The sequence below is a fragment of the Amycolatopsis sp. NPDC049691 genome (assembly GCF_040675005.1).
Lineage (GTDB): Bacteria > Actinomycetota > Actinomycetes > Mycobacteriales > Pseudonocardiaceae > Amycolatopsis.
Genome location: NZ_JBFANX010000001.1, coordinates 655479 through 676910, shown reverse-complemented (window position 1 = coordinate 676910; position 21432 = coordinate 655479). Strand labels below are relative to the sequence as shown.

At 70.7% G+C, this 21432-nt stretch carries 19 protein-coding genes; 8 read left to right on the top strand and 11 right to left on the bottom strand.

Going from position 1 to position 21432, the window contains the following annotated elements; genetic code table 11:
* Window positions 1-26: 26 nt before the first annotated feature.
* On the bottom strand, window positions 27-653 hold the full coding sequence (locus AB0J40_RS03250; protein ID WP_364446740.1) for a hypothetical protein: 627 nt from the start codon (window positions 651-653) through the stop codon (window positions 27-29).
* 22 nt (window positions 654-675) lie between these two features.
* Window positions 676-1656 (bottom strand): heme o synthase, encoded by a 981-nt coding sequence (locus AB0J40_RS03245; protein WP_364446738.1) that lies wholly within the window; start codon window positions 1654-1656, stop codon window positions 676-678.
* Between the two features lie 283 nt (window positions 1657-1939).
* Between AB0J40_RS03245 and tkt the strand changes: the two genes are divergently transcribed.
* Genes tkt through pgl form a run of 6 tightly spaced genes read left to right on the top strand, consistent with a single transcriptional unit; the run spans window position 1940 to window position 10094 of the window.
* The gene (tkt, locus tag AB0J40_RS03240; RefSeq protein WP_364446735.1) at window positions 1940-4042 is read left to right on the top strand and encodes a transketolase; all 2103 of its coding nucleotides are present in this window, start codon (window positions 1940-1942) and stop codon (window positions 4040-4042) included.
* A 14-nt stretch (window positions 4043-4056) separates the two neighbouring features.
* Window positions 4057-5169 carry a transaldolase gene (gene tal, locus AB0J40_RS03235; RefSeq protein WP_364446732.1) on the top strand — a complete coding sequence of 371 codons (1113 nt, stop codon included), beginning with the start codon at window positions 4057-4059 and terminating at the stop codon, window positions 5167-5169.
* A gap of 8 nt (window positions 5170-5177) precedes the next feature.
* Window positions 5178-6800, top strand: a complete 1623-nt coding sequence (locus AB0J40_RS03230; RefSeq protein ID WP_364446729.1) for a glucose-6-phosphate isomerase — start codon at window positions 5178-5180, stop codon at window positions 6798-6800.
* Complete coding sequence (zwf, locus tag AB0J40_RS03225) at window positions 6797-8320, top strand: glucose-6-phosphate dehydrogenase (protein WP_364446727.1); 1524 nt, start codon at window positions 6797-6799, stop codon at window positions 8318-8320. Before AB0J40_RS03230 ends, zwf begins: the two co-directional genes overlap by 4 nt.
* Entirely contained in the window at window positions 8317-9318 is a 1002-nt protein-coding gene (gene opcA / locus AB0J40_RS03220; protein ID WP_364446725.1) for a glucose-6-phosphate dehydrogenase assembly protein OpcA, read from the top strand. Before zwf ends, opcA begins: the two co-directional genes overlap by 4 nt.
* On the top strand, window positions 9315-10094 hold the full coding sequence (gene pgl / locus AB0J40_RS03215) for a 6-phosphogluconolactonase (protein WP_364446722.1): 780 nt from the start codon (window positions 9315-9317) through the stop codon (window positions 10092-10094). The genes opcA and pgl overlap by 4 nt, the downstream gene beginning before the upstream one ends.
* 42 nt (window positions 10095-10136) lie before the next feature.
* Here the strand turns inward: pgl and AB0J40_RS03210 are convergent, their stop codons facing one another.
* From AB0J40_RS03210 to AB0J40_RS03200, 3 genes are all read right to left on the bottom strand, one after another.
* Window positions 10137-12044 carry a tetratricopeptide repeat protein gene (locus tag AB0J40_RS03210; RefSeq protein ID WP_364446719.1) on the bottom strand — a complete coding sequence of 636 codons (1908 nt, stop codon included), beginning with the start codon at window positions 12042-12044 and terminating at the stop codon, window positions 10137-10139.
* A gap of 155 nt (window positions 12045-12199) precedes the next feature.
* Complete coding sequence (locus AB0J40_RS03205; RefSeq protein WP_364446716.1) at window positions 12200-12454, bottom strand: hypothetical protein; 255 nt, start codon at window positions 12452-12454, stop codon at window positions 12200-12202.
* A 73-nt stretch (window positions 12455-12527) separates the two neighbouring features.
* On the bottom strand, window positions 12528-13091 hold the full coding sequence (locus AB0J40_RS03200) for a helix-turn-helix domain-containing protein (RefSeq protein WP_364446713.1): 564 nt from the start codon (window positions 13089-13091) through the stop codon (window positions 12528-12530).
* A gap of 126 nt (window positions 13092-13217) precedes the next feature.
* On the opposite strand from AB0J40_RS03200, the gene AB0J40_RS03195 reads away from it, so the two are divergent.
* Together AB0J40_RS03195 and AB0J40_RS03190 are read left to right on the top strand one after the other, a co-directional pair.
* Window positions 13218-14306, top strand: coding sequence for an NAD(P)/FAD-dependent oxidoreductase (locus AB0J40_RS03195; RefSeq protein WP_364446711.1), 1089 nt, complete (start codon window positions 13218-13220; stop codon window positions 14304-14306).
* 291 nt (window positions 14307-14597) lie between these two features.
* Window positions 14598-15797 (top strand): histidine kinase, encoded by a 1200-nt coding sequence (locus AB0J40_RS03190; protein ID WP_364446708.1) that lies wholly within the window; start codon window positions 14598-14600, stop codon window positions 15795-15797.
* Window positions 15798-16026: 229 nt separating this feature from the next.
* On the opposite strand, the gene AB0J40_RS03185 is transcribed toward AB0J40_RS03190, so the two are convergent.
* From AB0J40_RS03185 to AB0J40_RS03160, 6 genes are all read right to left on the bottom strand, one after another.
* Window positions 16027-16371, bottom strand: coding sequence for an RNA polymerase-binding protein RbpA (locus AB0J40_RS03185; RefSeq protein WP_364446706.1), 345 nt, complete (start codon window positions 16369-16371; stop codon window positions 16027-16029).
* Between the two features lie 107 nt (window positions 16372-16478).
* Window positions 16479-16709 (bottom strand): preprotein translocase subunit SecG, encoded by a 231-nt coding sequence (gene secG / locus AB0J40_RS03180; RefSeq protein WP_003071471.1) that lies wholly within the window; start codon window positions 16707-16709, stop codon window positions 16479-16481.
* A 127-nt stretch (window positions 16710-16836) separates the two neighbouring features.
* Entirely contained in the window at window positions 16837-17622 is a 786-nt protein-coding gene (gene tpiA / locus AB0J40_RS03175; RefSeq protein ID WP_364446703.1) for a triose-phosphate isomerase, read from the bottom strand.
* A complete protein-coding gene (locus AB0J40_RS03170; protein ID WP_364446700.1) occupies window positions 17622-18836 on the bottom strand; it encodes a phosphoglycerate kinase in 1215 nt (404 codons plus the stop codon). The genes tpiA and AB0J40_RS03170 overlap by 1 nt, the downstream gene beginning before the upstream one ends.
* A gap of 5 nt (window positions 18837-18841) precedes the next feature.
* Window positions 18842-19846, bottom strand: a complete 1005-nt coding sequence (gene gap, locus AB0J40_RS03165; RefSeq protein WP_364446698.1) for a type I glyceraldehyde-3-phosphate dehydrogenase — start codon at window positions 19844-19846, stop codon at window positions 18842-18844.
* A gap of 396 nt (window positions 19847-20242) precedes the next feature.
* Window positions 20243-21421: a winged helix DNA-binding domain-containing protein gene (locus AB0J40_RS03160; protein WP_364446695.1), complete on the bottom strand. Its 1179-nt coding sequence runs from the start codon at window positions 21419-21421 to the stop codon at window positions 20243-20245.
* Window positions 21422-21432 lie beyond the last annotated feature (11 nt).

Sequence of the window (21432 nt, the reverse complement as noted above, 5' to 3'; positions counted from 1 at the left end):
AGAGTTTAACGGCGACCGCAGCGCGATCATTCCGCCCCGAGGGCGCAGTACGGGTAGACCTCGCTGTGCGGCGGGAGGGTGACCGGCAGCACCTTTTCGCCCGGCGCGCACGACACGCTCGCCGGGGGCAGCTCGTCGCTCCGCAGAATCCGGCCCGTGTTGCCGCCGCGCTGGAGCACCACCGCGCCACGGCTGGTCAGTGCCCGGCAGTTGGCCGACGTGTAGCGGATGCCGCCCGGGACCGGCGTCGCGGTGATCGGGGTGTAGCCGCCCAGGCTTTCCGGGGCCAGCCAGACGACCGGGCCGAACGTCACCGGCCCCGCGCCCGCGACCGCGGTGCGTTGGCCGGGGGCGAGCAGCGGCACCTCGGCGTGAGTCGAGCCCGCCGCCACCGGGATCCGGTAGGCGAACTGGGCGCTGGTGTTCTCGAGCACGGTCCCGGCGCCCTGTTCGACGACGCGGAGACCGCCGCCACCGGGGGCCGCGTCGGCCGCGCCCGGGACCGCGGTGATGCGGGACGGGATGGCGCAGGCCGTGCCGAGCAGCTCGTTCGTATCGAGCGACACCCTGCCGCGGCCGATGAAGACCAGCAGGCCGAGGACCACGACGGCCGCCAGCACCGCCAGGATCCGGTCCTTGCCCAGGCGCGGCATCACGGCGTGCCCGGGGCCAGGCTCAGAACGGCAGGCCGAGCGTGGGCAGCCCGATGGCGGAGTCGACCGCCAAGGCGACGAACACGATCATCAGGTACGTGTTCGACCGGTGGAACAGCGCCATCGGCTTGGTCTCCTCGCCGCGCCGGACCGCCGCCTGGAGGCTGTGCGCGTAGAAGAGGAACCAGCCGCCCGCGAGGATCGCGAACGTGCCGTACAGCCAGGACGTCACCGGGAGCAGCAGCAGCGTCCACGCCACCATCACCCACGAGTAGATGACGATCTGGCGGGCGACGTGCTGGGCGGTGGCGACCACCGGCAGCATCGGGACACCCGCGCGCTCGTAGTCGTCGCGGTACTTCATGCCCAGCGCCCACGTGTGCGGGGGCGTCCAGAAGAAGATCACGCCGAACATCACGAACGCCGGCCACTGCACCGTGCCGGTCACGGCCGCCCAGCCGATGACCACCGGCATGCACCCCGCCGCGCCGCCCCAGACCACGTTCTGTGACGTGCGCCGCTTGAGGCCGAGCGTGTAGACGAAGATGTAGAAGAGGATCGTCGCCACCGCGAGGATCGCCGACAGCAGGTTCACCGTGAAATAGAGCACGACGGCCGAGGCGACACCCAGCACCAAGCCGAAGATCAGCGCGCCGCGCCGGGGCACCGAGTCCTTCACCAGCGGGCGGCGCTTCGTGCGGTTCATCACCTTGTCGATGTCCGCGTCGATCACGCAGTTGAGCGCGTTCGCGCTGCCCGCGGCCATCGTCCCGCCGACCAGCGTGGCCAGCACCAGCCACGGCGACGGGATCTGCCGGCCGGCGAGGAACATCGCCGGGATGGTGGTCACCAGGAGGAGCTCGATGACCCGCGGCTTCGCCAGCGCCGCGTAGGCGCCGACGACCCGGCGGAGGCTTCGCCGGTCACCGTGCGGTCGCTCACCGGTCGGGTGCACGGCGCTGGTGTCGTCACTGCGTCCGTGCGCAGCGTTCACCAACGACATTTCACTCCCTGCGTCAGGTTCGGGCGGGACCAGTCCGGGTAGCCGAAGAACCAGCCCTACTGAACCCTCGAACGATGTTAGACGTGGTGAATCCCGTGGGTGATCGCGGGTCCTCGACTGCCCGAAGCACTAGGCTGGCCGCGACGGGCCGCGATTGCCCCTGCGCATGGCCGCGAGCAGGAATATCGTCCCTTCGGGATCGATTGAGATAGGTAGCCGCGCGCACGGGTAACCGGAACGAGGAAGACCAGCCGCAACCATCATGACCGGGAGTTGGAGTTCAGTGTCCGAAACCGCCACTACCAGCGAGAACAACCCACTCCTCCGGCGCAACGTGCCCGCCGACTGGACCGACACCGACACCCGCGCCGTGGACACCGTCCGGGTGCTGGCCGCCGACGCGGTCGAAAACTGTGGCAGTGGCCACCCCGGCACGGCGATGAGCCTGGCGCCGCTGGCCTACACGCTGTTCCAGCGCACGCTGCGTCACGACCCGAACGACCAGCACTGGCCGGGCCGCGACCGCTTCGTCCTCTCGGCCGGGCACTCGAGCCTGACGCTCTACATCCAGCTGTTCCTCGCCGGCTACGGCCTCGAGCTCGAGGACCTCAAGCAGCTGCGCAAGTGGGGCTCCAAGACCCCGGGCCACCCGGAGTACCGCCACACCGACGGCGTCGAGACCACCACCGGCCCACTGGGGCAGGGCCTGGCGAACGCCGTGGGCATGGCGATGGCCGCCCGCCGCGAGCGCGGCCTGCTGGACCCGGACGCCGCGCCCGGCGAGAGCATCTTCGACCACTTCATCTACGTGATCGCCTCCGACGGCGACATCGAAGAGGGCGTCACCTCCGAAGCCTCGTCCATCGCGGGCCGCCAGGAGCTGGGGAACCTGATCGTCTTCTACGACGACAACAAGATCTCGATCGAGGACGACACCAACATCGCGCTGTCCGAGGACACCGTCGCGCGCTACGAGGCCTACGGGTGGCACACCCAGGTCGTCGAGGGCGGCGAGGACGTCGTCGCGATCGAGGAGGCCATCAAGGCCGCCAAGGCCGAGACGCAGCGGCCGTCGTTCATCGCGCTGCGGACCGTCATCGGCTACCCGGCGCCGAAGAAGATGGGCACCGGCAAGGCGCACGGCGCCGCGCTGGGCGCCGAAGAGGTCGCCGCGGTCAAGGAGATCCTCGGCTTCGACCCGAACCAGTCGTTCGTGGTCGAGGACGAGGTGCTCAAGCACACCCGCCAGGCGCTCGACCGCGGCAAGGCCGCGCACGCCGAGTGGCAGGAGAAGTACGAGGCCTGGGGCAAGGCGAACCCGGAGCGCAAGAAGATCGGCGACCGGATGGCCACCCGCACGCTGCCGGAGGGCTTCGCCGACAACCTGCCGAAGTGGGAGCCGGACGCCAAGGGCATCGCGACGCGCAAGGCCTCCGGTGAGGTGCTCAACGCCCTCGCCGAGCCGCTGCCGGAGCTGTGGGGCGGCTCGGCCGACCTGGCCGAGAGCAACAACACCACGATGAAGGGCGCCGACTCGTTCGGTCCCGAGAAGGCCGCCACCGACATGTGGCAGGCCAACCCGTACGGCCGGACGCTGCACTTCGGCGTCCGCGAGCACGCCATGGGCTCGATCCTCAACGGGATCGCGCTGCACGGCGGCACCCGCCCGTACGGCGCGACGTTCCTCATCTTCTCCGACTACATGCGCCCGCCGGTCCGGCTGGCCGCGCTGATGAAGGCGCCGGTCACCTACGTGTGGACGCACGACTCGATCGGCCTCGGCGAGGACGGCCCGACGCACCAGCCGATCGAGCAGCTTTCCGCGCTGCGCGCGATCCCGGGCCTCAACGTCGTCCGCCCGGCGGACGCCAACGAGACCGCGTACGCGTGGAAGGCGGTCCTGGAGGACATCCACCACCCGTCCGGCCTGGCGCTGACCCGCCAGAACGTGCCGGTGCTCGAGGGCACCAGCGCCGAGGGCGTGAAGAAGGGCGGGTACGTCCTGGCCGACTCCGACGGCACCCCGGACGTGGTCCTCATCGCCACCGGTTCCGAGGTCCAGCTGGCGGTCGAGGCGAAGAAGACCCTGGACGCCGACGGCGTCAAGGCGCGGGTCGTGTCCATGCCGTGCGTCGAGTGGTTCGACGCGCAGGACGCGGCCTACCGCGAATCCGTCATCCCGGCCGGTGTGAAGGCCCGCGTGTCCGTCGAGGCGGGCATCGCCCAGTCGTGGCACCGCTTCACCGGTGACGCCGGGGTGAACGTTTCGATCGAGCACTTCGGCGCCTCCGCCGATGCCGCCACACTGTTCCGTGAGTTCGGGTTCACCGCGGAAGCAGTCGTCGAGGCCGCGCGCCGCTCGATCCAGAACACCAAGAATTCCTGAAGGGGATGACAGTAATGAGCACCGACAAGCTCGCGCAGCTGTCCGAGGCCGGCGTATCGATCTGGCTGGACGACCTTTCGCGTGAACGCCTGAACACCGGCAACCTGGCCGCCCTGATCCGCGACAAGCACGTCGTGGGCGTGACGACCAACCCGACGATCTTCGCCAACGCGATGTCGAAGGGCGACGCCTACGACGAGCGCACGCGGGAGCTGGCCGCCCAGGGCGCCGACGTCGAGGCGACCATCCGCGACCTGACGACGACCGACGTGCGCAACGCCGCGGACCTGTTCCGCGACGTCTACACCGCCACGAACGGCGTCGACGGCCGTGTCTCCATCGAGGTCGACCCGCGCCTGGCCAAGGACACCGAGAAGACGGTGGCCGAGGCGAAGGACCTGTGGAAGACCGTGGACCGGCCGAACGTGCTGATCAAGATCCCGGCCACCGAAGAGGGCCTGCCCGCCATCACGAAGACCCTGGCCGAGGGCATCAGCGTCAACGTCACGCTGATCTTCTCCGTCGAGCGCTACAAGAAGGTCATCGAGGCCTTCTTCGCGGGCCTGGAGCAGGCGAAGGCCAACGGTCACGACCTGCGCGGCATCCACTCGGTGGCGTCGTTCTTCGTGTCCCGTGTGGACACCGAGGTCGACAAGCGCCTGGAAGCCATCGGCACCGACGAGGCACTGGCGCTGCGCGGCAAGGCCGCCGTCGCCAACGCGCGTCTCGCGTACGCGGCCTTCGAGGAGCTGTTCGCTTCGGACCGCTGGAAGGCCCTCGCGGCCGACGGCGCGAACGCGCAGCGCCCGCTGTGGGCCTCGACCGGCGTGAAGAACCCGGACTACTCCCCCACGCTCTACGTCGACGACCTGGTGGTGGCGAACACCGTCAACACCATGCCGGAGAAGACCCTCGACGCCGTCGCCGAGCACGCCGACCTCCAGGGCGACCGGGTCAGCGGCCACGGCAAGGACGCGCAGAAGGTGTTCGACCAGCTGGCAGCAGTCGGCATCGACATCACCGACGTGTTCCTGACGCTGGAGAACGAGGGCGTCGAGAAGTTCGAGAAGTCGTGGACCGAGCTTCTGGAGACCGTGAACGGGCAGCTCGAGCAGGCGAAGGGCTGAAGCACGACATGACGACTGCTGAGAAAACCGGCGTCGAGATCGTGGACGCCGCACTGGCGGAGCGGGCCACCCCGCTGGCCGAGCGGCTGGTCGCCGACCAGGCCGCGTCGAAGCTGGCGGCGCAGGACGCGACGCTCTGGGGGCCGGACGCCGAATCCGAGGCGTCGATCCGGCTGTCGTGGACGACGCTGCACAAGTCGTCGCGGCCGCTGATCGGCGAGATCGAGGCGTTGCGGACGGAGCTGCGGTCCGAGGGCGTCGACCGCGTCGTGCTGGCCGGCATGGGCGGCTCGTCGCTGGCGCCGGAGGTGATCACCGCGACCGACGGTGTCGCGCTGACCGTCCTCGACACCACCGACCCGGGCCAGGTCGCCGACGCGCTCGCCGGCGACCTCGAGCGCACGGTGATCGTGGTGTCGTCGAAGTCGGGCGGCACCGTCGAGACCGACAGCCACCGGCGGATCTTCGCGAAAGCGTTCGCCGACGCGGGGATCGACGCGGGACGGCGGATCGTGGTCGTCACCGACCCGGGCTCGCCGTTCCAGGAACTGTCCGAAAAGGAGGGCTACCGCAAGGTCTTCCTCGCCGACCCGCACGTCGGCGGCCGCTACTCGGCGCTGACCGCGTTCGGGCTCGTCCCGGCCGGCCTGGCCGGCGCGGACGTCGCCCGGCTGCTCGACCAGGCCGCCTCGGTGGCCGAAGAGCTCGCGGCGGACTCCGCGGACAACCCGGCGGTCAAGCTGGCCGCCGCCTGGGCCGCCGCGCACGAGGCCGGCGCCGAGAAGGTCGTGCTGGCCGACACCGGTTCGGGCATCAAGGGCTTCCCCGACTGGGCGGAGCAGCTCATCGCGGAGTCCACCGGCAAGCAGGGCACCGGCCTCCTGCCGGTCGCGGTCGAGAGCCCGGACGCACCCGGCTTCGCCGACGCGAAGTCCGACGCGACCCCGACCGCGATCGGCGGCCCGCAGGGCGCGGCGAAGATCGCCGTCACCGGCTCGCTCGGCGCGCAGTTCCTGCTCTGGGAGTTCGCGACGGCGCTGGCCGGCCGGCTGATCGGGATCAACCCGTTCGACCAGCCCGACGTCGAGGCGGCCAAGAAGGCGGCCCGCGCGCTGCTGGACGACCCCGAGAAGCTCAAGGGCGGCGAGACGGCGTCCAATGTGGACGGTCCGGTCGAGATCTTCGGCAGCGACGGGGTGTCCACGGACGGCAGCCTGACCGACGTGCTGCGCGCGTTCTTCGCTTCGGCGCCGGACGCGGGCTACATCGCGGTGCAGGCCTACCTCGACCGGCTCGACGACGCGTCGACGTCCCTGCTGCGCGGCGAGATCGCCAAGCGCACCGGGAAGCAGACGACGTTCGGCTGGGGCCCGCGGTTCCTGCACTCCACCGGCCAGTACCACAAGGGCGGGCACCAGAACGGCGTCTTCCTGCAGCTGACCGGCGCCGTCGAGACCGACCTCGACGTGCCGGACCGGCCCTACACGCTGGGGCAGCTGCAGCACGCGCAGGCCCTCGGCGACGGGCAGGTGCTCGCCGAGCACGGCCGCCCGGTGTTGCGCCTGCACCTGACCGACCGGGCCGCGGGCCTCGCGGCCGTCGTCCGCGCGGTACAGGAGGCCGGCGCATGACGTGGAAGAACCCGCTGCGCGACCCGCGGGACAAGCGGCTCCCGCGGATCGCCGGGCCGTCCAGCCTGGTGATCTTCGGGGTCACCGGCGACCTGGCCCGCAAGAAGCTGATGCCCGCCATCTACGACCTGGCCAACCGCGGGCTGCTGCCCGCGGGCTTCTCGCTCGTCGGGTTCGCCCGGCGCGACTGGGAGCACCAGGACTTCGGCGAGCTCGTGCACGACTCGGTCAAGGAGCACGCACGGACGCCGTTCAAGGAGTCGGTGTGGAACCGGCTCGCCGAAGGCATCCGGTTCGTGCAGGGCACCTTCGACGACGACGACGCCTTCGACCGGCTCGCCGAGACCGTCCGCGAGCTGGACAAGGAACGCGGCACGGGCGGCAACACCGCGTTCTACCTGTCGATCCCGCCCGGCGCCTTCCCGGTGGTGACCAAGCAGCTGGCCCGCTCCGGGCTGGCGAACGCCGACGAGAAGACCTGGCGGCGCGTGGTCATCGAGAAGCCCTTCGGGCACGACCTGAAGAGCGCCGAAGAGCTGAACGCGATCGTCAACGACGTCTTCCCCGAGGAGTCGGTGTTCCGCATCGACCACTACCTCGGCAAGGAGACGGTGCAGAACATCCTGGCGCTGCGCTTCGCGAACCAGCTGTTCGAGCCGATCTGGAACGCCAACTTCGTCGACCACGTGCAGATCACCATGGCCGAGGACATCGGCCTCGGCGGCCGCGCGGGGTACTACGACGGCATCGGCGCGGCCCGGGACGTCATCCAGAACCACCTGCTGCAGCTGCTCGCCTTCACCGCGATGGAGGAGCCGCTGTCGTTCGAGCCGCGGGCCCTGCGCGCGGAGAAGATCAAGGTGCTCTCCGGCGTCACGCCGGTGGGCCCGCTGAGCGCGACGACCGCCCGCGGGCAGTACGCCGGCGGCTGGCAGGGCGGCACGAAGGTGCCGGGCCTGCTGCAGGAGGAGGGTTTCGCGAAGGACTCGAAGACCGAGACCTACGCGGCCGTGACCCTCGAGGTGCAGAACCGCCGCTGGGCCGGGGTGCCGTTCTACCTGCGCACCGGCAAGCGGCTCGGCCGCCGCGTCACCGAGATCGCCGTCGTGTTCAAGCGGGCGCCCCACCTGCCGTTCGACTCGACGTCGACCGAGGAGCTGGGGCAGAACGCCCTGGTCATCCGGGTGCAGCCGGACGAGGGCATCACGCTGCGGTTCGGCTCGAAGGTGCCGGGGACCACGATGGAGGTCCGCGACGTCACGATGGACTTCGGGTACGGGCACGCGTTCACCGAGTCCTCCCCCGAGGCCTACGAGCGGCTCATCCTGGACGTCCTGCTGGGCGAGCCGTCGCTGTTCCCGGTGAACGAAGAGGTCGAGCTGTCCTGGAAGATCCTCGACCCGATCCTCGACCACTGGGCGAAGGAAGGCGCGCCGGAGCAGTACGCACCCGGCACCTGGGGCCCGGCCTCCGCCGACGAAATGCTGGAGCGCACCGGCCGGAAATGGAGGCGCCCGTGATCATCGACCTGCCGTCCACCACGACTTCGGCACTCAACAAGAAGCTGGTGGAGATCCGCGAACAGGGCGGCCAAGTCGCGCTGGGGCGGGTGCTGACGCTGGTCATCGTGGCCGATGACGACAGCCATCTCGAAGCGGCGATCGAAGCGGCCAACGGCGCGAGCCGCGAACACCCGTCGCGGGTGATCGTGGTGGCCAAGGGCGCCCGCACGGCGGCCCCGCGCATCGACGGCCAGATCCGGGTCGGCGGCGACGCCGGCGCGAGCGAAGTCATCGTGCTGCGCCTGTACGGCCCGCTGGCCGCGCAGGGGCAGAGCGCGGTGGTGCCGCTGCTGCTGCCCGACGCGCCGATCGTCTGCTGGTGGCCCGGGGCCGGCCCGAAGGACCCGGACAAGGACCCGCTCGGCGAGCTGGCCCAGCGCCGGATCACCGACTCGGCCGCGGAGAAGAACCCGGTCAAGGCGCTGACCACGCGGGCGAAGGCGTACACCGAGGGCGACACCGACCTCGCCTGGACGCGGCTGACGCACTGGCGCGCACAGCTCGTCTCGGCGCTGGACCTGCCGCCGTACGAGAAGGTCACCGGTGCGACCGTGACCGGCGAGGCCGACTCGCCGTCCACCGAACTGCTGGCGGCTTGGCTCGCCGAGTACCTGAAGGTGCCGGTCAAGCGGGTCAAGAGCTCGGGCGCGGCGGGGATCATCTCGGTGACGCTGGATCGCCGTTCGGGCCCGGTGGAGCTGCACCGGCCGGACGGCCGCGTCGGCACGCTGACCCAGCCGGGCCAGCCGACCCGGCGGATCGCCCTGCAGCGGCGCAACACGCAGGACTGCCTGGTCGAGGAGCTGCGGCGGCTCGACCCGGACGAGGTGTACGAGGCCGCGCTGCACGGGCTTTCGAAGATCACCTCCGGCACGAACGGCAAGACGGGGGCGCCGCCGAAGGCCGACGTCACGTCGCCCGCCGCGGCGGCCGCTGCCGCTGGTCCGAAGAAATGAGCAAGACGGAAGTAGTCGTCTACGCGAACCAGGACCTCCTGGCGGCCGCGGCGGCCGCCAGGCTGGTCACGCGACTGGTGGACGTCCAGGCGGCCAAGGGATCGGCATCGCTGGTGCTGACCGGCGGCGGAACGGGCATCGCGGTGCTGTCGGAGCTGCGGGCGTCCTCGGCCCGCGACGCGATCGACTGGTCCCGGCTGGACATCTACTGGGGCGACGAGCGGTTCGTCCCGGCGGATTCGGACGAGCGGAACGAGAAGCAGGCCCGCGAGGCGCTGCTGGACCACGTGCCGCTGGACCCGAAGCGGGTCCACGCGATGGCCCCGTCGGACGGCGAGTTCGGGTCCGACGTGGACGCGGCGGCTTCGGCCTACGCTTCGGTGCTGGCTGCGAACGCCGGCCCGGAGGACCACGGCGACGTGCCGTCGTTCGACATCATGCTGCTGGGCCTGGGCGGCGAGGGGCACACGGCATCGGTGTTCCCGGAGTCGCCGGCGGTGTACGAGACCGAGCGGTCGGTGGTGGCGGTCCGCAACTGCCCCAAGCCCCCGCCGACGCGGATTTCGCTGACGCTGCCGGCCATCCGCCAGGCGCGGGACATCTGGCTGATGACCGCGGGCGAGGCGAAGGCGGACGCCGTGGCGCTGGCGTTGTCGGGGGCTGGAGAGGTCCAGTTGCCGGTGGCCGGCGCCCGCGGGCACCGGCGGACGCTGTGGCTGTTGGATCGGGCTGCGGCGGGGAAGCTGACGAAGGTGTACCAGCCGCCCACGGCTTGAGTTGGTTTGCCGGTGAAGGCCTCCTGCTTCGGCAGGGGGCCTTCACTCATTTGCGCGGGCTCGCCATCGCTCGAGGATCTCTTCGCTCTTCACGACCTCCGGGTGGCCGGCACCGAGCACCCGCCGTTCGTCGGCGAGCACCTCCTCGAGCGCGGCAGCGGCTCCGGCCGGGTCACCGGCCCGCCCGCGCCAGGTGGCGAGATTGACCCGGGTCTTGAGGGTGAACAGGTGATCAGGGCCGAGCACGCGAAGGTAATCGCCGAGAACTTCCTCGTGAGCGGCGACAGCTCGTGCCGGATCTCCTGCGTGCCCGTGGTAGCTGCCGAGATTCGCCCGGGTCACGAGAACCCGCTCGTGGTCGGGACCGAGCACCCGGATCCGGTCGGCGAGGAGGTGTTCCAGGTCCCGCACCGCTTGGGCGGGATCGCCGGCTTCCCCGCGGTAGATGGCGAGGTTGTGGCGGGCGATGAGGGTGCCCTCGGCATCAGGACCGAGCACCCGGAGACGATCGGCGATGACTTCCTCGTAGGCGGCGATGGCTCCGTCCAGATCACCGGCTTGCCCGCGGTACCGAGCGAGGTTGGACCTGGTCGTGAGAACGTGCTCGTGATCGGGACCGAGCAGCCGGACGCGTGCTTCGAGAAGCTCCTCCAGCGCGGTGACCGCCGAGGCGGGATCACCTGCCTGGCCGGTCCAGTAAGCGAAGTTGTGGCGGCAGGTCATCGCGTCCACGTGGTCACCGCCGAGCGCCTCCGAGACCAGGCCGTGCAGGCGGCGGAAGTAGTCGGCGGCCGGGCCGGCGTGACCGCTCTCGCCGAGGCTGCTGCCGGCCCGGAAGACCAACGGATGGACCTCGGACGACCACAGGTGCGCTCCGGCGAGCCCGATGAGGGTTTCGACGTTGGTCCGCAGCACTTGCCCGAGCGTGACGTCCCGTTCGATCTCGGGCCACGCTTCCACCAATGCGTCCGCGGCCCCCGACGCGAGAACGGGCAGGTCCCCGGCGGGAATCCGGTCGCGCACGGCCCGCTGCACCAACGCGTGCACTCGGACCGAGCGGGCGTTGGACGTGGGATCGAAGGTGATCAGGCTCAGCCGGTGCAGGCAAGACAAGCCGTCGCGGGCGTGCTCCGGCGTCGCGTCCAGCGCTTCGGCGACGGCGTCGGTCGTGAAGACCGAGAGCGGAATGCCGTTCGGGTCGAGCAGAGCGGCGATCTCCAGCAACGGACGGGCGAGCCCGGCCGGCTCCAGGCTGTCGGCCAGCTCGATCGACATGGACCACGTAGTGGCGACCGTCTGCTGGTGACTGCCCGACGACCGCTGCCGGTCGGTGAACCGCGCGAGGTACTCGCGGCACGTCAGCACCCGGTCGAGCGCGTAGGCCGTTGCCTGCGCGAGGGCCAGGGGCAGGAAACCCAGCTCGGCGGCGAGTTCGTCGGCGCCGTCGAGGGACGCGGGGCGGTCGGCGAACGTCGCGACGAGATAGGCGTGGGCTTCCTCCGGGGTGAACACGTCCACATCGATGATTCGGCGGTGCCGTCCTCGTAGGGCGGCGTCCCGCCGGCGGGTCGTGACCAGTACCTGGCCGTTCTGCGGCGGCCAGAGGGCTTCGAGGTGTTCGGGGTCTTGGAGGTCGTCGAGGACGACAAGCCAGCGGGCTGAAGTCGCGCACAGCCACTCGAGGAATCCGCGGGCACCTTCCTCGGGGTCGTCGATGGCGATGCCCATGACCGCTTCGGCGACCTTCGCGTACGTCGAGACGATCGCCTCACGCGAGCCTGCCGTCACCCATACGAGCAGGTCGACCCGCTGGTCCGTCCAGAGCGTCTCGGCGTAGTTGACCGCCAGCTGCGTCTTGCCGACTCCGCCGAGGCCGGACAGGACCTTCGTCGGCTCCGACGTCAAAACCACCGCGTCGCCTTGCGCGACAGCCTCGTGCACCAGCCGCATAGCCGCCCGACTTTGGAACGCGGGCGCCGCCGGTGGCATCAACCCGGCTTGGTACGGCAGCTCCACCGGCTGTCGCCCGGGCAGGACGTAGGTGTTGTTCACATCCCGCCCGGCCTGCTGGACGACTCCGCTGTCGGACGCCCTGGCGTCCTGGGTCAGCCGGGCGGGTTGATGTCCCGGCCCGCCTGCTGGATCGTCGCGTTGCCCGAGGCCGTCGCCTGCTGGGTGATCGGTGGAGCGCCGGAAGACTGCAGCCAGCCGCTCACCCCAGCGCTGACCACCGTCAGCACCGCCACCGCCGCCCATGCCCACCAAGCGTCCTTCACGTCGGTGGCGATGTTGATCGCCACGCCCAGGCCCGACGTCACGACCGCTGCGCCCAACGCCCACGCCCAAGTTTTCCGGCTCACAGTGACTGGGTACGCCTGACACGCGCCCGGCGTTGCAAGGTCTCGCCACCGTCACCCGGACAGCGCATCGGACCTACTCCACCCGCCAGCCCCGGCCCAGGTTGCCGAAGATCGTCTCCGCCGCCTTCCTCGGGTTCGCGCTCGCCACGATCAGCTCCCGGGATGCCAGCGCGAACCTCGCCAAGGACGCGCACGACACGTCGTCCTCGGGCGCGCCCATCTCCTCCGCGATCGCCTTCGCCAGCGCTGTCTCGTGGCGCATCCACATGCTGCGCGCGTAGTCGCGCAGGACCGGGGTGCTCTCAATGAGACGGATGAACTCCGGGCTCGGGCCGCCGTCCGCGCTGTCCCTCAGCATGTGCTCGCGCAGCGCGTCCACGATCGAGTAGCCCGGTGGGCGGCCGTGGACCGCGCGGACCAGCCCCGCCTCGATGTCGTCGTCCTGGTCGAACAGCAGGGCTTCCTTGCTCGGGAAGTACTTGAACAACGTCGTCACCGAGACGTCCGCCGCGTCCGCCACCTCCTTCACCCCGACCTCGTCGTAGCCGCGCGCCAGGAACAGCTCCAGCGCCGCGTCGGCCAGCGCCTGCCGGGTCTGCGCCTTCTTGCGCTCGCGGCGTCCGATCACTTCGGTCATGCCTTCCACCCTACGTGATAGTGGACTCACTTCAAAAGTTAAGTCGTTGCATCTTTTGAGTCACTATGCTTTTCTGGGCGCAGGCCGCCGGACCAGCCGGCGGCCCCGGACTTCCAGGGGGAAGCCATGAACTCCATCGCGATCGTCGGCGCCGGCCTCGGCGGGCTCGCCTGTGCCCGCGTCCTGCAGCTCCACGGCATCGACGTCACCGTCTTCGAACAAGAACCCTCGGCCGGCGCCCGTCCCCAGGGCGGCACGCTCGACCTCCACGGCGACACCGGCCAGGTCGCCCTGCGCACCGCGCGGCTGTACGAACCGTTCCGCGCCCTGGCCCGCCCCGAGGGCCAGCAGATGCGGGCCGTCGACCCGCGCACCGGCGACGTCGTCATGGACGAGGTCCCTGCCGAGGGCGACGACTCCCGTCCCGAAATCGACCGCGGCCAGCTCCGCGGCCTGCTCCTCGAGTCCCTGACACCCGGCACCGTCCGGTGGGGCCACTCGATCACCGAGGTCACCCCCGGCCGCCTGACCTTCGGCGACGGCGGCACGGCCGAGTTCGAGCTGATCGTGGGCGCGGACGGCGCGTGGTCGCGCGTCCGCCGCGCCCTCACCGGCGTCCGACCCGAGTACAGCGGCGTCACGTTCGTCGAGTTCGGTCTCGACGACGCCGACCGCCGCCACCCGGACCTGGCCGCGCTCACCGGCCAGGGCACGCTGATGACGAAGGTCGACGGCAAGGCACTCGTCGCGCAGCGCACCAGCACCGGCCACATCCGCTGCTACGCGACGTTCTACGCACCCGAAGACTGGGCCACCGGCCTCGACTTCGCCGACCCGGCGGCCGTGCGCGCGAACCTGCTGGAGCGCTACGCCGGCTGGCACCCGAGCCTGCTCGCGTTCCTGCACGACGCCGACGGCGGCTTCGCGCACCGGCCGCTGCAGGTTCTGCCGGTGCCGCACGCCTGGACCCACACCCCCGGGCTCACGCTGCTCGGCGACGCGGCGCACCTGATGCCGCCGCTGGGCGTCGGCGCGAACCTCGCGCTGCTCGACGGCACCGAGCTCGCCACCGCACTGGCGACGTCGCCGAGCGTCGGGGAAGCCGTCCGCGCCTACGAGGCCGGGATGCTGCCGCGGTCGATCGAGACGGCGAAGGCGTGCGCCACCGGCCTGCACGACCTGCTCAGCGACGACCTCCGGTCCATGGCGGCCTGATGACCCCTTGCCGGGCGACCACACGTGGGTAACATGATTCCCACGATGTGGTCGTCTCGGTGCACAGTACGGAGCAGTACTCCCACTCCGGGTAGCACCCTTCCGTCGCCCTACCCCAGATGGAGCAGCCGACTACGGAATTCGGACGCCGAAACTCCGGCAACGGGTGAAACTTACCGTCTTCGTACGCGACCTCGTTAGCATCCGCACATTTGTCCGTTGCTGCGCGTCCCGATCGGGCCCTGAGCACCTCTCACCAACAAGTCCACAAGACGAATGGGGTCGCCAGCGATGAGTACAGAGGGACTCTCGATTCCAGGCATCTCGATCGCCGGCTCGGGGCCATCGGCCGCCGAGCGGGTGCGCAAGCGCGGATTCAGCCTGTTCGGCTCGGTGCCGCGCCCCGCTGTGGTCACGTTCGCCATCGAGGCGGCCGCGGTCATCCTGGCCGTGCTCGACGTGTGGCTGGTGATCCCCGAAAAGGCCCAGCCCTATTCGATCTGGCTTTCCGGCGCCGCCTGCCTCGCGGTGGTGTTCCGCCGGAAGTTCCCGTTCCTCGCCGTGCTCGTCGCGGTCCCCGGCTTCCTCGCCGGCTGGGCGCAGCTGGCGTCGATGATCACCCTCGGCATGCTCGCCACCCGCCGCCAGCTGCACTGGCAGGTCTGGGTCGGCGCGGCGCTGGTGTGGTGCTGCCGGTTCGTGCAGTGGCCGCTGGAGGACTTCGCCGAGCTCAGCTGGCGCGAACACATCCTCGACGGCATCTACGGCGTCCTCGTCGCCGGCATGCCGATCGCGATCGGCCTGCTCATCGGGGCGCGCGCGGAGGTCTCGAACAAGCTCGCCGAGCTGGCCACGAGCCGCGACCGCGAGCGCCGCTTCCACGCCGACGCCGTCCGCGCCGAGGAGCGCGCCCGGCTGGCCCGGGAGATGCACGACGTCGTCTCGCACCAGATCACGCTGATCGCGATGCAGGCCGGCGCGCTGCAGACCCAGTCGACCGACGAGCGGGCGCAGGAGACCGCGCAGGTCATCCGGACGCTGTCGAAGCGGACCCTGGAAGAGCTGCGTTCCCTGCTGAGCGTGCTGCGCGCGGGCGCCGACGACGACGGCCCGCGCCCCGGGATCAACGACCTAGACCGGCTGATCCGGACGTCGGAGGTGCCGGTGCACCTGTCGGTGGAGCACCTGCCGGAGGCGCTGCCGAACCAGGTGTCGGCGGCGGCGTACCGGACGGTGCAGGAGTGCTTGACGAACGTCCACAAGCACGCCCCGGGCGCGACGGCGACGATCCGCATCCAGGGTGAGCACGGAGCGCTCAAGATCGAGGTCCGCAACGAGCGCGCTCGCCGGGCGGCGGAGGCGCTGCCGTCGGGCGGGCACGGTCTGACGGGGCTGGCCGAGCGGGCGCGGCTGCTGGGCGGGAGCTTCGAGACGTCCGGGACGGAGGACGGCGGGTTCCGCGTGCGGGCCCGCTATCCGCTGGACCGCTGAGGGCGGCCACCGGCCCCCGGTATCCAGTCTATCGGCGGGGTACGACGATTTCGTTTTCGATGGAGCCGCGAACGGCGGATTCCGGACGTTGCGGGCCGGGATTCGCCGTTCGCGGCTTTTTCGCCCGGAACTGTCGGTGGCTCCCGGTAGCGTGGAAAACGGGGGCTGCTCAGGCTCGGAACGCGCGAAAAGCCACCCCGAGGTGTCCCGGGGTGGCTTTTCGCCGAACTTAGATGATCTCCCGGCGCTGGCGCAGGCGCTCGAGGGCTTCGGCCAGGATGGCCTCGCCGTCGGCGTCGCTGCGCCGCTCCTTCACGTACGCCAGGTGCGTCTTGTACGGCTCGGTCCGCGGTGCGGCCGGCGGGTTCTTCTCGTCCTGCCCACCGGGGAGACCGCAGCGGGGGCAGTCCCACTCGTCCGGGATCTCCGCGTCGAGCGCGAACGACGGGCGGGCTTCGTGCCCGTTGGCACACCAGTAGGCTACGCGGCGCCGCGGCGCCGACTCACCCCGTTCCGATTCGCCCGTAGGACCGGCACCCACCCGGGTGCCCCGAATCGCGTTACCGCCAACCATGAATCCTCACACCTAGGAATCGGCGGCGCGCCCCCCAATAGGCACGCCGAATCGCTGCGCCCTGCCGTCGTGACCCGGTCGCGATCGACGGCGGGACGCCGGACGCCTCACACCTTGAGCAGCAGACCCAGGCCCACGATGCTGATCAGCCAGACCGCGCCCAGCAGCAGGGTGATCCGGTCGAGGTTCTTCTCGGCCACGCTCGACCCGGCCAGGCTCGACTGCATCCCACCGCCGAACAGCGACGACAGGCCACCGCCCCGGCCACGGTGCAGCAGCACGGCGACCACCAGCAGGACGCTGGAGACGATCAACAGGATTTGCAGGAACAGCTTCATGTCATCCTCTGGGCTCTAGGAGAATGCAGGGGTACGGCATGGTCGTTTCCGACCACCACCGTACCCCTGGACTCGTCCACTGCTGTGTGACGGACCGGATACACAGGCTACCCGGTCGTGGCCTCGATCAGGGCAGCGGCCCGCCCGCGGCGAGTGCGCAGAGTTTCGTGAACTCCTCACCGTCCAGGCTCGCTCCGCCGACCAGGGCACCGTCGATGTTCTCGCAGCCCACCAGCTCGCTGATGTTGCCCGACTTCACCGATCCCCCGTAGAGCACCCGGACGGACGAAGCGACCTCGTCGCCGTACTTCTCCTGGAGGGTCGCCCGGATGGCCTTGCAGACCTCTTCGGCGTCCGCGGACGACGCGACCTTGCCGGTGCCGATCGCCCAGACCGGCTCGTACGCGACCACCACGTCCTTGACCTGCTCGGCCTTGAGGCCCTTCAGGCCCTCGATCAGCTGCGTCGTGGTGTGGTGGATGTGCTCGCCGGCCTCGCGGACCTCGAGCTTCTCCCCGATGCAGAGGATCGGCGTGATGCCGTGCTTGAGCGCGGCCTTGACCTTCTTGTTGACCAGCTCGTCGGACTCGGCGTGGTACTCGCGCCGCTCCGAGTGGCCGACCGTGACGAACTTGCAGCCCAGCTTGGCCAGCATCGGGCCCGAGATGTCGCCGGTGTAGGCGCCCGAATCCTGTGGCGCGAGGTCCTGCGCGCCGTAGGTCAGCGACAGCTTGTCGCCGTCGACCAGGGTCTGCACGCTGCGGATGTCGGTGAACGGCGGCAGCACCGCCACGTCGACCTTCGCGTAGTACTTCTCCGGCAGCGCGAAGGCGATCTTCTGGACGAGCGCGATCGCCTCGAGGTGGTTCTGGTTCATCTTCCAGTTGCCGGCGATGAACGGCTTGCGTGCCACTAGTTCTTCTCCTCCAGGGCGACCACGCCCGGCAGTTCCTTGCCTTCGAGGTACTCCAGGGAGGCACCGCCGCCGGTGGAGATGTGCGAGAAGCCGTCCTCGGGCAGGCCCAGCTGCCGCACCGCGGCCGCCGAGTCGCCGCCGCCGACCACGGTGAACGCGTCGCTCTTCACGAGCGCCTCCGCGACGGCCCGGGTGCCGCCGGAGAAGGCCTCGAACTCGAACACGCCCATCGGGCCGTTCCAGAACACGGTCCTGGCGTCGGCCAGCTTGCTCGCGAACAGCTCACGCGAACGCGGGCCGATGTCGAGGCCCTGGCGGTCGGCCGGGATCGCGGTGGCGTCGACGGCCTCGTTTTCGGCGTCGGCCGAGAACTCCGTGGCGGCCAGGACGTCGACCGGCAGGACCAGTTCGACGCCGCGCTTCTCGGCCTCGGCGAGGAAGCCCTTCACCTGGTCGAGCTGGTCCTCCTGCAGCAGCGACTGGCCGACCTCGTGGCCCTGGGCCTTGAGGAAGGTGTACGCCATGCCGCCGCCGACGATCAGCCGGTCGACCTTGGTCAGCAGGTTCGCGATGACGCCGAGCTTGTCGGACACCTTCGCGCCGCCGAGCACGACCACGTAGGGCCGCTGGACGTCGTCGGTCAGCTTCTTCAGCACGTCCAGCTCGGCCAGCACCAGGCCGCCCGCGTACGCCGGCAGCACCGACGCGACCTCGTAGACCGAGGCCTGCTTGCGGTGGACGACGCCGAAGCCGTCGGAGACGAACGCGCCGCCCGGGACGAGGGCGCCCAGCTCGGCGGCCAGCTCGGAACGGTCCACGGCGTCCTTGCTGGTCTCGCGTGCGTCGAAGCGCACGTTCTCCAGCAGGACGACGCCGCCGTCGGCCAGGCCGCCGGTCAGTGCCTTCGCGGACTCGCCGACCAGGTCACCGGCCAGCGCGACCTCGGCGCCAAGCAGCTCGGACAGCCGCTTCGCGACGGGCGCGAGGGTGTACTTCGGGTCCGGCTCGCCCTTCGGGCGGCCGAGGTGCGCGGTGACGACGACCTTGGCGCCCGCGTCGGCGAGCTTCTTGATCGTCGGCAGGGCCGCGCGGACCCGGCCGTCGTCGGTGATGCGCTCCCCGTCGAGCGGGACGTTCAGGTCGGAACGCACGAGCACGTACCGGCCCTGAACGCCCTCGCCCAGCAGGTCGTCGAGGTTCTTGACGCTCATCGGGTTCAGGAGATCTTCGTACCGACGAGCTTGACCAGGTCGGCGAGGCGGTTGGAGTAGCCCCACTCGTTGTCGTACCAGCCGACGACCTTGACCTGGTTGCCGATGACCTTGGTCAGCGGCGCGTCGTAGATGCAGGACGCCGGGTCGGTGACGATGTCGGCCGAGACGATCGGGTCGTCCGAGTAGCGCAGGATGCCGGCGAGGGGACCCTCGGCGGCGGCCTTGTAGGCGGCGTTGATCTCCTCGACCGTGGCGGCCTTGGTGAGGGTGACGGTGAGGTCGGTGGCCGAGCCGGTCGGGACCGGGACGCGCAGCGCGTAGCCGTCCAGCTTGCCCTGCAGCTCCGGCAGCACGAGGCCGATGGCCTTGGCGGCGCCGGTCGAGGTCGGGACGACGCTCAGGGCGGCGGCGCGGGCGCGGCGGAGGTCCTTGTGCGGCGCGTCCTGCAGGTTCTGGTCCTGCGTGTAGGCGTGCACGGTGGTCATCAGGCCCTGCTCGATGCCGAACGCGTCGTGCAGCACCTTGGCCAGCGGGCCGAGGCAGTTGGTGGTGCAGGAGGCGTTGGAGATGATGACCTGCGAGCCGTCGTACTTGTCGTCGTTGACGCCGAGCACGATGGTCAGGTCCTCGCCCTTGGCGGGCGCGGAGATGATGACCTTCTTGGCACCGCCGGCGATGTGCGCCTTGGCGGCGTCGGCGTTGGTGAAGAAGCCGGTCGACTCGACGACGACGTCCACGCCCAGGTCGCCCCAGGGCAGGTTGGCCGGGTCGCGCTCGGCGAGGGCCTTGATGGTCTTGCCGTCGACGACGATGCCCTCGTCGCTGACGCTGACCTCACCCGGGAACCGGCCCAGGATGGAGTCGTACTTCAGCAGGTGGGCCATGGTCGCGACGTCGCCGAGGTCGTTGAACGCGACGACCTCGATGTCGTGGCCGCTGGCCTGCACGGCGCGGAAGAAGTTGCGGCCGATGCGGCCGAAGCCGTTGACACCTACGCGAACGGTCACTGCTGCCACTCCTCTGGGGATCGGCCGGGTGACCCGGCCGTGACTTGCGGGCTCGCGGCAACCCTAGCGTGCGGGCGCGCGCGTCCCTGACTGCCCTGACGAGACTTCCACCACTTGGCGAACGGGTCAAGAATCGATTAAGAAGCGCGGGCCCGCCGACGGGTGCGAGTTACGCGCTCGACACCTGGACCATGGTGGACCGGTCCGGCTCGCGGTTCGGCGATTTCGGCTGGCAGACCGGGGTGCGAGCGGGCGCGGAACGGTCGGGCGCCGGAGACACTGGATCGATTCAGTCGATCTTGCGCAAACCCCGCCGCCAAGCCCTCGTCGGAGCGGGATCCCGCGCGGGCGCGAGCGAGCGTGAGGTCGGTGACTCGACCGATCCAGCGACGTCGTTCACCCCGTCAGCTCGCGTTCCAGCGGGGTCCGGAACCGCGGCACGGCCCTGACCTCGCCATACCAGCTCGCGCACCGGTCCGCCTCCTCCTCGATCCTCGCCGCGACCTCCGTGCCCACGTCCTCCAGGAGCCGGTACGCGATTTCGCCCGAGGCGCGCTGGGCCCAGCCGCCCACGATCCGCCCGGAGGACCAGATCGTCGGGCCGATGTTGCCGCTGCGGTCGAACAACGCCGGGCGGTGCGGGCCCAAGAACCAGTCGCGCTCCTGCCAGCCCATCGGGGTGGGGTCCAGGGCCGGGAGGAACGCCACCCACGGCGACGGCGGAGGCACCGGCGCGAGGTCGTCCGCCAGCGCCACGCCCGGTACGCCGTCGAGATCCACCTCCACCGGGGACACCGCGGCGAGGGCCTTCTTCGTCTGCCCCGCCGTCCAGCCCGTCCACCAGCGCAGGTCCGCCACCGGCGCCGGGCCGTACGCCCGCAGCCAGCGCCGCGCCAGCTCCGCGCGCGCCTCCTCCGCGGCCCACTCCCGCAGCCCCGGCGCCCAGGAATCCAGCGGGTGCCACACGTACTGGCTGCTGGTCCAGCTCCCCCGCGGCCGGCCGCGCACGATCCGGCCCTCGGCCGCCAGCAGGAACAGCACCCGGCTCGTCACGTTCCCGATCGCCTCGTACGGCTTGCCCGGCGCCATCCGCAGCTGCTGGCGCAACCGCGGCTCGTCCTCGCTCAACTGCTGCGCCGTCGCCGAGCCGCGGGCGCGCAACGCCGCTTCGACCGACGCCTCGACGTCCGCCAGCCACTTCCCCGGTTCCGGCACGTTCTCCGGGTGACCTTGCCGCCCGAGGTGCTGTTCGAGGAGCTTCCGCTGCTTGACGGCGATGTCCGCCGAGCACCCGGCCTGCACGAGCGCCGCGGTGTCCAGGGTCGTCACGAACACCGTGCGGCGCATGCCGAGCAGCCGCAGCACCGTCCGGTCCTCGTACAACGCTTGCTCGACCAGGGAAACCCCTGGCATCGCGAGCCGCGCGGACGCTGACAGGTGGACGGTCGCCGGGTCGGTGGCGTGCAGGGCCACCACCCCGGCCACGGCGTCGGTCACCGTGGCCGCGGGCGCGGCCAGGTGGTGGCGGACCCCGAGGCGGGCCCGGCGCTGGGAGGTGCTGATCGTCGGAGGCACCCGCAATGACT

Coding starts and splice junctions, on each gene's coding strand:
- AB0J40_RS03250 (WP_364446740.1), bottom strand. CDS start 653: ATGCCGCGCCTGGGCAAGGACCGGATCCTGGCGGTGCTGGCGGCCGTC.
- AB0J40_RS03245 (WP_364446738.1), bottom strand. CDS start 1,656: ATGTCGTTGGTGAACGCTGCGCACGGACGCAGTGACGACACCAGCGCC.
- tal (WP_364446732.1), top strand. CDS start 4,057: ATGAGCACCGACAAGCTCGCGCAGCTGTCCGAGGCCGGCGTATCGATC.
- AB0J40_RS03230 (WP_364446729.1), top strand. CDS start 5,178: ATGACGACTGCTGAGAAAACCGGCGTCGAGATCGTGGACGCCGCACTG.
- zwf (WP_364446727.1), top strand. CDS start 6,797: ATGACGTGGAAGAACCCGCTGCGCGACCCGCGGGACAAGCGGCTCCCG.
- pgl (WP_364446722.1), top strand. CDS start 9,315: ATGAGCAAGACGGAAGTAGTCGTCTACGCGAACCAGGACCTCCTGGCG.
- AB0J40_RS03210 (WP_364446719.1), bottom strand. CDS start 12,044: ATGCGGCTGGTGCACGAGGCTGTCGCGCAAGGCGACGCGGTGGTTTTG.
- AB0J40_RS03200 (WP_364446713.1), bottom strand. CDS start 13,091: ATGACCGAAGTGATCGGACGCCGCGAGCGCAAGAAGGCGCAGACCCGG.
- AB0J40_RS03195 (WP_364446711.1), top strand. CDS start 13,218: ATGAACTCCATCGCGATCGTCGGCGCCGGCCTCGGCGGGCTCGCCTGT.
- AB0J40_RS03190 (WP_364446708.1), top strand. CDS start 14,598: ATGAGTACAGAGGGACTCTCGATTCCAGGCATCTCGATCGCCGGCTCG.
- AB0J40_RS03185 (WP_364446706.1), bottom strand. CDS start 16,371: ATGGTTGGCGGTAACGCGATTCGGGGCACCCGGGTGGGTGCCGGTCCT.
- secG (WP_003071471.1), bottom strand. CDS start 16,709: ATGAAGCTGTTCCTGCAAATCCTGTTGATCGTCTCCAGCGTCCTGCTG.
- AB0J40_RS03170 (WP_364446700.1), bottom strand. CDS start 18,836: ATGAGCGTCAAGAACCTCGACGACCTGCTGGGCGAGGGCGTTCAGGGC.